Raw genomic sequence first — 13,805 nt, 5'->3', positions numbered from 1 at the left:
GGTTAAGTTAGAAGGCATGGCTTCTCCTAGTTTCGTTCATCTTCATACGCACACGCATTATTCGATGCTTGACGGTGCCTCACGTATCCCTGACCTTGTGGAACAGGTGAAATCGCTTGGACAGCCTGCCGTGGCCATAACAGACCACGGCAACATGCATGGTGCCTATGAGCTCTGGAAAACCGCAGTCGGCGCCGGCGTCAAGCCCATCATCGGCATCGAGGCCTATGTCACGCCTGAAACGGCCCGTCAGGATAAGACGCGTGTGCACTGGGGAACCGAGGCCCAGCATTCCGACGATGTCTCCGGCAACGGCCTGATAACCCATATGACCCTGCTTGCACAGAACGACGAAGGTCTGGTCAACCTGCTGAAGGCATCGTCCATAGCCAATCTCGAGGGTCTGGTCGGCAAGTGGCCGCGCATGGACAAAGAGGTGCTGTCGACATATCACAAGGGTGTGATCGCGACGACAGGCTGCCCCTCAGGCATCGTGCAGACGCGTCTGCGTCTGGGACAATACGATGAGGCCTTGCGGGCCGCCTCCGAATTCCAGGACATTTTCGGACGCGAGAACTATTACGTCGAACTGATGGACCATGGATTGGAGATCGAGCGGCGGGTCACCAGCGACTTGCTGCGCCTCGCCAAGGACATCGATGCGCCGCTGGTCGCGACCAATGATTCGCATTACGTCCATGAGCAGGATGCCTCGGCACAGGATGCATTGCTGTGCATCAACTCCGGTTCCAGACTCGACGAACCAGGACGCTTCAAGTTCGATGGCAGCGGCTATTACATCAAATCCGCTGAGGAGATGCGCGAACTGTTCGACGAGTTCCCCGAGGCGTGTGACAACACCCTCGAGATAGCCGAGCGCTGCAATGTGATGTTCGACGACCATGAAGACGGTGCCTTCATGCCCCAGTTTGACTGCCCGGAGGGATGGGACGAGACCTCGCTCTTCCTGCGAGACGTGGAACAGGGACTTGAGGAACGTTTCCCGGACGGAATCCCAGAGCGAGTGGCGAAGCAGGCCGACTACGAATGCGGCGTCATCTGCCAGATGCAGTTCGCAGGATACTTCCTCGTGGTTGCGGATTACATCAATTGGGCGAAGGAAAACGGCATCATGGTAGGTCCGGGCCGTGGCTCGGCGGCAGGATCGATGGTCGCCTATGCAATGGGCATCACCGAACTCGATCCGATCAAGCACGGCCTCATCTTCGAGAGATTCCTCAACCCTGAGCGCGTCTCCCTGCCTGATATCGACGTGGACTTCGACCCTGAGGGCCGCATGCGCGTCCTTGAATACGTGGCGAGGAAGTATGGTGCAGACAAGGTCGCCCAATGCGTGACCTATGGCACCATCAAGACCAAGCAGGCGCTGAAGGATTCCGCGAGAATCATGGACTACGAATTCTCGATGGGCGACAAGGTGACCAAGGCGATTCCGCCGTCGGCAAACGGCAAGGACATCAGCCTCAGGGATATCTTCGACCCCGCTGCCAAGCGTTATGCGGAGGCCAAGGAATACCGGGACCTCTATGAATCAGACCCCGATGTCAAGCGCATAACCGAGCAGGCATTGGGCATCGAAGGGATTATCCGACAGACCGGAGTGCACGCCTGCGCCACGATCATGGCATCGCAGCCAATCACGAACACCTCGCCGCTGATGCAGCGCAACGACGGCACGGTAACCACGACCTTCGAATATCACACATGCGAAACGCTCGGTCTGGTGAAGATGGACTTCCTGGGGCTCTCCAATCTCACGGTCATACGAGACACCTTGAAGAACATCACGCGCAACGGCAAGGATGAAATCACCATCCACGACATTCCGCTTGATGACAAGGAAACGTATCAGCTGCTTTCGCGTGGCGATACGCTGGGGGTGTTCCAGCTTGATTCCGATGGCATGCGTTCGTTGCTCAAAACGCTGAAACCCGATAACTTCAACGATATTTCGGCACTCATAGCGCTCTATCGCCCAGGGCCCATGGATATGAACTCGCATACGAACTATGCGAAGCGCAAGAATGGTCTGCAGAAGATAACCCCCATCCATCCAGAGGTCGAGAAGCCGTTGAAGGCGGTTCTGGACGAGACATACGGCCTGATCGTCTATCAGGAGCAGGTGCAGTCGGCTGCGCGTATTCTGGCAGGATATTCGCTCGGCAAGGCAGATGTGCTTCGACGCGCGATGGGCAAGAAGAAGCCCGAGGTGCTGGCCAAGGAAAAGGTGCCCTTCTTCCAAGGCATGAAGGACCACGGATACTCGCAGGAGGCCGCGCAGGCGGTCTGGGACATTCTGGTGCCGTTCTCTGGCTACGCGTTCAACAAGGCGCATTCGGCTGCCTATGGCATGATCTCGTATTGGACGGCCTATCTCAAGACGCATTATCCGGTCGAATTCATGGCGGCGCTCCTGCAGAACGAACGCAGCAACAAAGACAAGACCGCGCTGTATCTGGGCGAAGCCCGACGTATGGGCATTCAGGTCCTCCCGCCCGACGTGAACGAGTCGATCCTCGAATATTCGGCAGTCGGCGATGTGGTGCGATTTGGACTGGGAGCCATCCGCAACGTGGGCGACAAGGCCGTTGCTGACATCATCGCACAGCGGGAAGGCTCGCACGGCAAGTTCGTCAACTTCGTCGACTTCGTGCGCCGCGTCTCGCTGAATGTCTTGAACAGGCGGACCATCGAATCCTTGATCAAGGCGGGCGCATTCGATGGCATCGATCCCAACCGCAGGGCTCTCTATCAGATTCACGAGAGCGCGATCGACTCGCTTGTCCCGCTCAAGCGCAAGCAGGCGGAAGGGCAGTTCGACCTGTTCGCCGATCCCGATGGAGGAAGCGACGACGATGCGATGGGAGACGCCGCGGTCACCGTCCCTGACATCGAGGAGTGGGACAAGTCGACCAAGCTTAACTTCGAACGCGAAATGCTCGGCCTGTATGTGTCCGACCATCCCTTGAGCGGCATGGCATCCGTGCTTGCCGGTCTGCGCGACATCTCGATCGCAAAGCTGGTCGACAGCGCGCAATCCATGGACGATGGCAACGTGCGCACCGTGACCATCGCAGGTCTTATCACCAATGTCGACAGGAGAGTGTCGCGCAAGGGTAACCCATGGGCGATCGTGACCGTCGAGGACCTTGAAAGCTCCATACAGTGCATGTTCTTTGGCAAGGTATATGAGGCCAGCCTTGCCGATCTGTCGATCGATACCCTGGTGAAGATCAGAGGCCAGGTCGAGGTTCGGGACGAGACGGTGTCGATGCGTGCGATGGAGCTGGAAGTTCCGAGCGTAGAGGCCGCGGACGAACGTCCACTGATGATAGCGCTTCCACAACCAGCCTTGGACAGGCTGCATCTGAACCGTCTGAGCGGAATCATCAAGGCTCATCCTGGCTATTGCGAGGTGAAGCTCGTCGTGCTGCAGCATGACGGCAGCGCCCAGGTGCTTACATTCGGAGACAACTACAGGGTTCACAGGGATACCAGTCTATTTGCGGAGATCAAAACCGTGTTCGGTCCGTCCTGTCTGCCAATGTAGGCATGCTCCGCTTGGTGACATGCATGTTTGTGGATGCGGATTTCCTCGGCATGGGTTCGACGCGGAATCGTGGATTTGGACGAGGTCGATCTGACTGGTTGACGCAGCTTCGGGAAAGGGACACATGGCTGATTCGGACGCAGAGCAGCTGGCCCTTGACGGCCTTGCCCCTCGAAGACGTCGCAGACGAACGCCTGCCCAGCGCATCGCGGCCGAGCGCAATCCAATCGCGCAGGTGATTCTCGATGTTCAGGCGACCCAGCTTGGCGATACCTTCGACTATCTGGTGCAGGCCAAGGATGATGATGCGGCACTGCCTGGGGTGCGTGTGCGCGTGCGCTTTGGCCGCCAACTGCTCTTCGGTTTCATATGGAATCGCGTTCAGACCAGTGCCGTTCCACCGTCAACGCTTCGATTCATAGAGCGGGTCGTCAGTCCGAGCATCGCAGTGAGCGAGCAAGGCAGAATGGACATCACCGACATCGCACGTGCATACGGTGGAACCAGGGCGAACATACTGCGCATGGCCGTGCCTCCGAGAGTTGCCCGCGTAGATGCCGAGCAACGGCTCGTCACCGGCCGCTTTGCGATTGGCATGAGCGAGCCGATGAAACGAGACATGCGCGCATGGTGTGACAGGCGTTTCGAAAGCCTGCGCGCGAGCTACGACCATGTCGAAGAGGTGCGAAGGTCGCTTGCCGCGCATGCGGGCTCCAGCTTTGTGTGGAATGTCCTGCCAGGAGTTCTGCGCTGGGCGCGCGATGCCTCATGGACGCTGATGGAGGCACTGCTTCTTGGCAAATCCGCCGTCATGGTGCTGCCGGATATGCGGCATGTCCAGGATCTGAGCGAGGTCCTTCAGGAAGCGGGACTCAGACCCTTCGCTCCCGCGAAGGGTTCGCAGGGTGCATGGGACGGTGACTTCGCCGTTCTCGGAGCGGCCTTGCCACCGGAGGAGCGCTATCGAGCATTTCAGGCGGTGGCGAGCGGGCAGGTTCGCTGCGTGATCGGAACACGCGCCGTCATGTATGCGCCTGTTGAAGGCAGTGGGGTCTTTGCCATCATGGACGATAACGCGTATCAGAATGCCGATGGGTTCATGCCCTATGCCCATGCTCGCGGAGTATTGAGGCTTCGTGCCAGGAACCACCGTGGGACCTTCATCGATTTCTCCGCCGTTCGCAGTCCCATGAGTCAGTGGGAGATTCTCGACGGCAGCCATGAAGGCAATGCGGTGTGCGGCACGAGCGTGAACGTCCAAGGTCTGCGCACAGCCACTCAGGAGCAGTCGCCTTGGATTCGCTGGCTTAACCATGAGGAGCTCTCCAGACTCGCCGATCTGGCAATAGGCGCTCGCGTGCCACACACTGCGGTATCCGTGATTCAGCGCGCGTTGAAGCTGGGACCCGTCCTGCTTTCGATTCCTCGGGAGCATGCCGTTGACGTGCTGTGCTGCACCAAGTGTCACAGACAGGCACGATGCAATCGCTGCACCGGTCCTCTCCATGCAGACACGCACGCCGGGAGAGTGGCCCACTGCCTGTGGTGCGGCGCCGCAGCGGTGGACTGGAAGTGCACCAACTGCGGCAATGAAGGCATGCGCGTTCTGCGAGTAGGCGCGCAGGGAACGGCAGCGGAGCTACGAGGTCTGTTCCGTAATGTTCCCATCGTCCTATCGACGCCACTCCAGCCCAGGGGGATAGTCACGGATATCGCTGACAGGCCTCAGATCGTCATTGCGACGCCTGGTGCGGAACCGAGGATACGGCAGACGGTAGGGCGCCGGACTGAAGCGGAGGGGGCGTCGAGACGGCCTGAGAGGCAGCAGTCTTCATATCAGGCGGTAGTCATTCTGGATGCCTGGACGAGCCTGTATGCGCTTGGCGTCGATGCTCGAATAGACTCGCTGACCGACTGGATGCGTGCGGCCTCTCTATGCCTCCCGCGAACGATGGGCGGTCAGGTGATGCTCATCGGAGAAACGGATCCTGCCTGTGCCCAGTCGCTCATGCTATGGGATAGTGGAATCCTTGCAAGACAGGAGCTTCATGATCGTGTCGAGACCGCGCTGCCGCCAGTGGTCGCTGCCGCCAGCGTCTGGGGAAATCGGGATGCCGTCATGAATGCGGTCAATGAGGTCGGCGCCATGCGAGGAGAGCGTGCGGCTGTGCAGATACATGGGGAATATGTCCCTGCGCTGCTTGGCCCGGTGCCGATCGCACCGCCAAGAACCTTGGCGGATCGTCAGCTGGAGGGTACGCATGACCGCGTTCGGGCGATAGTGAGGGTTGCTGTCGCAGACAGGGACGATCTTGCATTACGGTTGCGTGCAAGCGTCGCGAAGCATATGGCGACGCGCAATCCGAAGGAGCTGCACTTCAAGATGGATCCGAAGGACCTGATGTAGTCAAATGCCGGAGGATGGTCCAAGGGATCATGGCCCATTTCTCCATGCTGGGTGTTTCCATGTATAGGGAGCTATCGAAAGGATTGGTCGAATATGCCTGAAATCATTGAATCGCCGGATGCGCCAAAGGACATCGTCACCGCTGACCTTGTCGTTCCCAACGCAATAACCGCTCAGGGTCCCGCCAAGGTGGCCTCTGGTCAGACGATCACGGATGTCGTCTTTGATTTTGGCAATGTGCTGGTGTACTGGGATCCGAGCGCTGCATTGGTCAGCAGATACAGTCCTGAAACGATCAATCGTTTTCTTGACAACTCGGTTTCGGGCTTCTTCGACGCCAACGATTTCCTTGATGGCGGAGAGTCCGTGGAGGATGTGACCGACTGGATGGATCGCACCCATGGTCATGCTGACGCCGAGATCTTTCGCTTCTATGTCGAGCACTTCGAGGATTCGCTCACGGGCGTGGTGCCAGGGGCCCGCATGCTCATTCAGGATCTGCGGCACTCGGGCATTGGCGTGTGGGGATTGTCGAACTGGGAGCGCACCATGTTCCCCATAGCCTGGGATAGGTTCGAGATCCTGCATACCCTGCAGGACAAGGTCATATCCGGGAATGTCCGCATGCGCAAGCCACATAAGGACATATACGATCTCGCCATTCGCCAGTTTGGCATCGACCCCCATGCAAGCCTTTTCGTCGACGACAAGTCACAGAACGTCCTGGGTGCGAATTCGGCGGGAATGCGGGGATTCCAGTTCTCGGACTCATACAAGCTGCGCAATGCGCTGATCGCTGCAGGAGTGGACATTCCTTCCGTGCAATGATCTGGGATGTGGACGAATATGCCATGGTGCCGCGACTGAGGCTCATTTTCAGGGCTGTGCCGACATGGCATGAGAGAGGTAGGGGTTGAGCATATGAAGTTGCTGTTTGCAGGCACTCCGGAGGTTGCCGTGCCTTCGTTGCAAGCCTTGGCAGATGATGATGCCTTCGAGATAGTAGCGGTTCTGACGCGCCCCGATGCGCCGCAGGGGCGCGGTCGCAGACTCGTGCCCAGCCCGGTCAAGCGGGCGGCCCTGGAGCTGGGTATCCCCGTGCTTGACGGCAATCCGAGCGACCCCGCATTCGTTTCGGAGCTGAGGTCGACGGGCGCGGAGATTGCGGCGGTCGTGGCATACGGCAGGATTCTTCGTCAGGCCGCCCTCGATGCGATGCCGCTTGGCTGGTATAACCTTCATTTCTCGCTGCTTCCGCAGTGGAGAGGGGCCGCCCCTGTTCAGCGCGCCATCTGGGCTGGGGATCGTCTTTCGGGAGCGACGGTGTTTCGCATCACCAAAGGGCTGGATGATGGACCAGTCATCGCCCAGTCCACCGTGGAAATAGGAAGGCATGAGACTGCCGGGTCGCTGCTGGGCCGTCTGTCCATGGATGGCTCCCATCTGCTTTCAATGGCCATCAAGGCAGTCGCTTCGGGCAAGGCACGTCCAGAACCACAGCAGCAGGGAGTGTTCGAGAAGGCGGAGAAGATAGGCGTAGACGATGCTCACATCGACTTCCGCGCGCCTGCCTATGCAGTCGAGCGCCAAATTCGCGCCTGCACTCCCGAACCTGGTGCGTGGGCTCATCTGCATCAGGATCGTGGCAATGACAAGCCGTTGCTCATGCATGTTCTTGATGCGCGTGAGGCCAGATATCTTCCCGATGAGCAGCCGCAGGAACTGAAGGATGTCGTTCTTTCGCCAGGTGAGCTGCTCACCTCCAAGAGACATGTGTGGGTGGGGACCCTGACCGTCCCATTGGAACTGCGTGAGGTCAAGCTTCAGGGGCGCAAGGCGATGGATGCCTCCGCCTGGGCAAGGGGCGCGCATCTTTCCGACAGCGCATTCCTGGACTGAAGGCTCCGAAGGGGCTTTGGATCATAGCCCATCGATTATTGAGATGACCTGTCTCAGATCTCGGACATTAAGCGTATATGGCGCGGCTTTGCGAACCGCAGGCTTCGCACAGAACGCGATGCCTGTTCCGGCGGCGAGAATCATCGGAATGTCGTTGGCGCCGTCACCGATGGCAACGGTGTCTGCCATATCGACGCCGTCCTGCTCCGCCCAGGCTCTGAGCGCGCGCAACTTCGTCTCCTTGGTTACGGTTTCGCCCACGGTGCTGCCTGTGAGCAGGCCATCATGGACCTGCAAGGAGTTGGCGATGGCATGGTCGATTCCCGCCTGTGCGACAAGTCCATCGACGATCTCGTGGAATCCTCCGGAAACCACGCCGACGGTCCAGCCCCGGTCGTGCGCCGTCGCGATCATATCGAGCGCGCCATTGGTGAAGTGCACCTCCTTGAAGACATCTTCCAAAACCGAGACGGGCACGCCTTTCAGGAGACTCACGCGTTCGTCGAGAGCCTGTCTGAAATCCAGTTCGCCACGCATCGCCCGCTTCGTGATGTCGGAGATAAGCGCGCCCTTGCCACTGGCATCGCCGATAAGATCGATGACTTCCTCGTCGATGAGCGTCGAATCGACGTCCATCACCAGCAATCTTCGTGGATTTGCGTTTGTTTTCGTCGGCGAGTTGTTCGGAGCTTGCAAAGTTTGGTTGTGCATGGTTTCGATTCTCTGAAATCGTTGGGACAATGTCGAGTATGAATCCGACTCATATGATTATGGCCGCTTCCGCATGCACCACTGAACAGACAGGCATCATCGGTGCGATAACCAACTGGCTTGTAGAAATGATGCATCTTGCAGGCGGCATCGGCGTGGCGCTTGCGATTGCTCTCGAATCCATTTTCCCACCGATTCCCAGCGAAGTGATTCTGCCTCTTGCAGGCTTCACGGCGTCACAGGGGAAGATCGGTCTTGTCGAGGCAATCATCGCGGCTACGGTCGGTTCTCTGCTTGGCGCATGGACGCTGTACTGGCTTTCTCGATGGATTGGCATCGAGCGACTGGAACGCCTTGCCAGCAAGATTCCCGGCGTGAGTGCGAAGGATCTTGCCAAGGCGGACCACTGGTTTGAAAAGTATGGAACGTGGTCGGTGCTTATCGGGCGTGTCATTCCGGTCGTCCGCTCCCTGATCTCGATTCCTGCAGGTCTCAGCGCCATGAATTTCTGGCGCTTCTCCGCATGGACGCTGCTCGGCTCGGCGGTGTGGAACACTCTGCTCATCGGCTTTGGTTTCGGCCTTGCTGAACAGTGGTGTTCGATCATGAGCGTGATTGGCATCATGGAAGATGCCGTCATCATCGTCGCAATAGTGGTCATCGTGCTGCTGATTGTGCTCTGGGTGCGTAATCTGATACGGGAACGGCATGGGTCCGCAGAACGGTGATCGGTTTGGCGTCATCTTGGACTGGTGCATGGCAAGGCGGCAGGGGGAGAGACATCAATGAGTGAACATCCTCAGGATGATCAGATGGAGAGGCGCGACGATTCCTTGCGCACTGACCTGACAGACGGCGAATCGCCGGACGTGCAGGCAACCGACGGAACCGAAGATCGTGGGACGGGAAGAGTCGAGGGAGTCTCGGCATGGCAACCGCCCCGCAGGAACCCCATGGAAGAGGATTCCCTACGAGATTCCGACGAATCCTCAGCCAGCCGACTTTCCGATATGGCCGCGCAGCTCGATCTTTCGCAACGAAAGAACCATGCGCTTGCAGCCGCCCTCACCAAGGCGGCGGAGGAATTGGGAAAGGTCAAGTCACAGATGGAGCAGCTCGCGAAGCCTCCGATGAGCTTCGCAGTGTTCATTTCCCAGGATCGCATTTCGCTTGACAGCCACAATGTGCGTCATGCGACGGCGGAGATCGCGCTCTCGAACCGGCGCATGATCGTTCCCGTTGCACCCAACGTCGACCTGCAGAGGGCCACGTGCGGAGAGTCGGTCCTGCTCAATGAGAACATGGTGCTGGTCGAATTCCGAGGAAGGCATCAGACCGGACAGGTCCGAACTGTGCTGCAGGTCATCGATATGCCGAATCTGGTGGTGCAGGATTCGTCAGGCGCTGCATCGGTCGTGACCCGCGCAGGCAAGGTGATGGACACCAGGATCGTGGCGGGGGATCGTGTCATTCTTGACGATTCTGGCCATATCGCACTCGATCTGCTGCCGGCGGAGGATGAGACGAATCTCGTCCTCGAGGAGACACCGGATGTCAGCTACGCCGATATCGGTGGTCTCGACTCGCAGATCGACCGTATCCGCGACGCTGTGCAGCTGCCCTTCGAGCATCGGGAACTCTTCGAACGCTACGACCTGAGACCTCCGAAGGGCGTCCTGCTGTATGGGCCTCCGGGCAACGGCAAAACGATGATCGCCAAGGCGGTTGCCCACTCGCTTGCTCAGGGGACGCATGCCCGACGTGGCATCTTCCTTTCAGTCAAGGGGCCGGAGCTGCTCAACAAGTTCGTCGGTGAATCCGAGCGGCTCATACGCGGCATCTTCAAGCGGGCCCGCGAAAGGGCCGCCCAAGGCGCTCTGGTGATCGTCTTCATTGACGAGATGGATTCGCTGCTGCGCACGCGTGGATCCGGAGTCTCGTCGGACGTTGAGACGACCATCGTGCCGCAGTTCCTGGCGGAGCTCGACGGAGTGGAGGCCCTTGACAACGTGATCGTGATCGGAGCTTCGAACCGAGTGGACATGATCGACCCAGCCGTGCTGAGACCAGGAAGGCTGGATGTGAAGATTCGTGTCGACAGACCCAACAAGGCTCAGGCGACGAGCATCCTTCGGCACTATCTGACGAATGACCTGCCCCTTCAGCTCGACCGCGATTCGGAGAGCCTGGCATCGTCGGTCGTCAGCGATGCCTTCTCGCGGGGTGCGGACCGCAAGGTGTGCGATGTCTGCGATGAACGGGGTCAATGGACGAGCGTGTTCTTCGCCGATGTGATATCAGGGGCGATGCTGAAGAATATCGTCGACCGCGCGAAGACCAAGGCGGTCAAGGCTTCCATTGAAAGTGGCAGCGATGTGGCGCTGGGCGAATCGATCCTCGCCGATGCCGTGCAAGATGAATTCGTTGAAAGCGCTGACTCGATCGGTGATGCCGATCCTTCGCAGTGGTCGAATATCACGGGATTGGATGTCGGACGTGTCGTACGCATCGAGCGCGGTCGGGAATCCGAAGGCAGGCCTGCATGAGCGTGTTGCGCCTCATGGGCACCGAGACCGAATATGCGGTGAGCGACTTCGAGGATACCCGGAGCAATCCCATGCAGCTGCCCTTCGACGTCGTCGCTGGTGTCGCAGACCCATCGACTCAAGGGATTCGTTGGGACTATGGGGAAGAGGATCCGACGCACGATGCCCGTGGCATGCGTCTGAGCAGAGCTGCCGCACCGGCAAGCATGCTGACGGATGCGCCGCAGCTGCATATCACGAATGTGATCGCTCCCAACGGTGGCCGAATCTACGTTGACCACGCCCACCCGGAATATTCCGCTCCGGAGACGAACGACCCCTTCATGGCTGTCCGATACGACCATGCAGGCGACGCATTGATGGAGCAGGCGGCGATCAGGGCAGGTCGACGCACCGGAAGGCAGATTCAGCTGCATCGGAACAATGTGGACGGCAAAGGTGCGAGCTGGGGAACCCATGAGAACTATCAGATGTTGCGCAGCGTTCCCTTCGCGCAGGTCCAGGGTCTGATGACCGCACATTTCGTCACCAGGCAGATCTATGCAGGTTCCGGCCGCGTAGGCATTGGCGAGCGGTCCGAAACCCCGGGATTTCAACTGAGTCAGCGTGCGGATTACATTCACAGTCGAATCGGCCTGCAGACGACATTCGAGCGTCCGATCATCAACACGCGCGATGAATCGCACAGCACGGACGAATTCAGACGCCTGCATGTGATTGTCGGCGATGCCAACCGCATGGATGTGCCGCAGGTCCTTAAGCTGGGCACCACCAGCATGCTGCTGTGGATGCTTGAGATGCGAATGCTCAGGCCAGAGCTTAACCGCGTGGAAGGTCATATGCCTCTCGACTTCGTCGACCCCGTGGAGGCCATGCACATTGTCTCGCACGATCTGGGGCTTTCTGCAAGGCTCGCTCTTGATGGCGGGGAAGAGATCACTGCGCTGGAGATGCAGCGTCGTCTGCTGGAAGCCGTTGAGCGGACCGGATCCGATGTATACGGCAGACGTGGCGGAGATTCTTCCGGGATTGACTGGCCGGATCCATCGACGGAACGCGTCATGCATATGTGGAGGGAGATTCTTTCGGACCTGTGCAAGGTAAGGGATGCGGGTGACGAAGAGCGTCTCGGAATGCGAGATGAAGCGTCTCGAATCGAGTGGCTGGCGAAATGGCAGCTCCTGCATGCGCTTGAGATTCGCATCCGTCATAGGGAGCATGGCCGGATGCCTGGAACCGGCGTATCCAATGGCGCATCCAATGGCGAATCTGCGGAGTCATGGTCAGATCCGAGACTCCGCGCACTCGATCTTGCATGGTCGGCCGTCGATTCCGGGAAGGGACTGTTCGCAAGGATGCAAGGTCGCCTCGAACGCACGGTCAGCGACGATGAGTTGCGGCAAGCCTGCGCGGAACCGCCGCAGGACACCCGAGCATGGTTGCGTGCTCGGCTTGTCAGACGCTTTCCGACTCAGATCATCGGCGTCGCCTGGGCAAGGATGACCGTCCGTGATGACAGGGGCGGCGACCATGCCAAGACGCTGAGGCTGGATATGCGCGATTCCTCGAAGTTCGGCAAGTCTCGTTGCGAGGCTGTGCTGCAGCGAGCCGACAGTGCGGCCGAGGCAGTCGAAATGCTCGCGGCCGAACCGTTCGCGGCCGATCGTGACTGGCGACTTCGCTGATGAGGCTTGGTGCAGAGCGATATGATGGCCTTCGTTCGGGAGACGGCGTCAGTCGTTAGGGAAAGTGATAAATCATTGCTATTCTGTATTATTTCTATCGAGAAGGAATGAGGTGGGACTGATGGATCTGCGAGATTTAACCACGAGGGTTTCTCATCTGGCATTCGAGGCTGGAGAGCACGCCCTTCAGGATCAGGTCAACCCACACGATTTGAAATATCGAGTCCAGCCGAAGTCGGAACAGCGCTTTTCCTCCGAGGTCGACACTCGGCTGATGCGTTTTTGCCGAGACGGCATAGGCAAGATAGATCCGGCCGATGGATTCTGGGAAGATGAGGGTTCCAGTCGTGTGGCCAACAGACGCTACTGGTGCATAGGAAACATTGATGGCGCCATCAATTACGTGCGCAACATGGCTGAGTGGGCTGTGACTTTCTCCCTGTTCGAGATACAGGAGAATGGTGTGCCCTCGCCAATCATTGGAGTGGTCCATGCCCCGGCGCTCGGCCTGACCTACCTTGCGGCTCATGGGCAGGGAGCCATTCGCATCAGGCGAACGCCGATAGGCAGCAAGCGTGAGAAGATCATACCGTCGACGACGGATTCACTTGATGGCTCCGTGGTGAGCTTCGGCATGTCATATTTTCCGAACGAATCGAAACGCGCGCTGAGAACGGTCGCAGCCATGGCTGGAAGGCCTGCCGACATCAAGCGTGTCGGTCCGACGTCACTTGACCTGTGCAAGGTCGCCGATGGAACCTACGACGCCTATTTTGAGCCAAAGCTTCATTCTTGGGATATTCCTGCCGTTTCTGCCGGATCTGTGGTTGTATGGGAGTCACAGGGTAGATTGAATCAGTGGAACGGCAAGCCGATCGACTGGGGACGGGACAACGACATCGTCGCATCGAACGGGCTGATCGATGGAGACCTGAAGGGCTATCTCAACCAGGATTGACATGTCGCAATGGGGTCTTGGCGTGGTT

Annotated in this window: 9 protein-coding genes; 8 read left to right on the top strand and 1 reads right to left on the bottom strand. The window is 58.7% G+C overall.

Annotation, left to right across the window (positions count from 1 at the left end; translation table 11 throughout):
- The first annotated feature begins 16 nt into the window (after nucleotides 1-16).
- The 4 genes from dnaE (at nucleotide 17) to fmt (ending at nucleotide 7,877) form a co-directional block, all read left to right on the top strand.
- The gene (gene dnaE / locus QN062_RS03090) at nucleotides 17-3,571 is read left to right on the top strand and encodes a DNA polymerase III subunit alpha (protein WP_369342143.1); all 3,555 of its coding nucleotides are present in this window, start codon (nucleotides 17-19) and stop codon (nucleotides 3,569-3,571) included.
- A gap of 124 nt (nucleotides 3,572-3,695) precedes the next feature.
- On the top strand, nucleotides 3,696-5,978 hold the full coding sequence (locus QN062_RS03085) for a primosomal protein N' (RefSeq protein WP_369342142.1): 2,283 nt from the start codon (nucleotides 3,696-3,698) through the stop codon (nucleotides 5,976-5,978).
- 93 nt (nucleotides 5,979-6,071) lie between these two features.
- Complete coding sequence (locus tag QN062_RS03080; protein ID WP_369342141.1) at nucleotides 6,072-6,806, top strand: HAD family hydrolase; 735 nt, start codon at nucleotides 6,072-6,074, stop codon at nucleotides 6,804-6,806.
- Between the two features lie 93 nt (nucleotides 6,807-6,899).
- Nucleotides 6,900-7,877 (top strand): methionyl-tRNA formyltransferase, encoded by a 978-nt coding sequence (fmt, locus tag QN062_RS03075; RefSeq protein ID WP_369342140.1) that lies wholly within the window; start codon nucleotides 6,900-6,902, stop codon nucleotides 7,875-7,877.
- A 21-nt stretch (nucleotides 7,878-7,898) separates the two neighbouring features.
- On the opposite strand, the gene serB is transcribed toward fmt, so the two are convergent.
- Complete coding sequence (gene serB, locus QN062_RS03070) at nucleotides 7,899-8,513, bottom strand: phosphoserine phosphatase SerB (protein ID WP_369342523.1); 615 nt, start codon at nucleotides 8,511-8,513, stop codon at nucleotides 7,899-7,901.
- 128 nt (nucleotides 8,514-8,641) lie between these two features.
- Between serB and QN062_RS03065 the strand changes: the two genes are divergently transcribed.
- The 4 genes from QN062_RS03065 to QN062_RS03050 all read left to right on the top strand — a co-directional run bounded on the left by QN062_RS03065 (nucleotide 8,642) and on the right by QN062_RS03050 (nucleotide 13,777).
- The gene (locus QN062_RS03065; protein ID WP_369342139.1) at nucleotides 8,642-9,316 is read left to right on the top strand and encodes a DedA family protein; all 675 of its coding nucleotides are present in this window, start codon (nucleotides 8,642-8,644) and stop codon (nucleotides 9,314-9,316) included.
- Between the two features lie 225 nt (nucleotides 9,317-9,541).
- Nucleotides 9,542-11,134, top strand: a complete 1,593-nt coding sequence (gene arc, locus QN062_RS03060) for a proteasome ATPase (RefSeq protein WP_394854735.1) — start codon at nucleotides 9,542-9,544, stop codon at nucleotides 11,132-11,134.
- Complete coding sequence (gene dop / locus QN062_RS03055) at nucleotides 11,131-12,819, top strand: depupylase/deamidase Dop (protein ID WP_369342138.1); 1,689 nt, start codon at nucleotides 11,131-11,133, stop codon at nucleotides 12,817-12,819. The genes arc and dop overlap by 4 nt, the downstream gene beginning before the upstream one ends.
- A 121-nt stretch (nucleotides 12,820-12,940) precedes the next feature.
- Complete coding sequence (locus tag QN062_RS03050) at nucleotides 12,941-13,777, top strand: inositol monophosphatase (RefSeq protein ID WP_369342521.1); 837 nt, start codon at nucleotides 12,941-12,943, stop codon at nucleotides 13,775-13,777.
- Nucleotides 13,778-13,805 lie beyond the last annotated feature (28 nt).

Source organism: Bifidobacterium sp. WK012_4_13, from assembly GCF_041080835.1.
GTDB lineage: Bacteria > Actinomycetota > Actinomycetes > Actinomycetales > Bifidobacteriaceae > Bombiscardovia > Bombiscardovia fermentum.
The sequence above is the reverse complement of the archived record's forward strand: the minus strand, read 5'-3'. Positions and strand labels throughout refer to the sequence as shown.

Coding starts and splice junctions, on each gene's coding strand:
- QN062_RS03080 (WP_369342141.1), top strand. CDS start 6,072: ATGCCTGAAATCATTGAATCGCCGGATGCGCCAAAGGACATCGTCACC.
- arc (WP_394854735.1), top strand. CDS start 9,542: ATGGAAGAGGATTCCCTACGAGATTCCGACGAATCCTCAGCCAGCCGA.
- QN062_RS03085 (WP_369342142.1), top strand. CDS start 3,696: ATGGCTGATTCGGACGCAGAGCAGCTGGCCCTTGACGGCCTTGCCCCT.
- fmt (WP_369342140.1), top strand. CDS start 6,900: ATGAAGTTGCTGTTTGCAGGCACTCCGGAGGTTGCCGTGCCTTCGTTG.
- serB (WP_369342523.1), bottom strand. CDS start 8,513: ATGGACGTCGATTCGACGCTCATCGACGAGGAAGTCATCGATCTTATC.
- QN062_RS03050 (WP_369342521.1), top strand. CDS start 12,941: ATGGATCTGCGAGATTTAACCACGAGGGTTTCTCATCTGGCATTCGAG.
- dnaE (WP_369342143.1), top strand. CDS start 17: ATGGCTTCTCCTAGTTTCGTTCATCTTCATACGCACACGCATTATTCG.
- QN062_RS03065 (WP_369342139.1), top strand. CDS start 8,642: ATGATTATGGCCGCTTCCGCATGCACCACTGAACAGACAGGCATCATC.
- dop (WP_369342138.1), top strand. CDS start 11,131: ATGAGCGTGTTGCGCCTCATGGGCACCGAGACCGAATATGCGGTGAGC.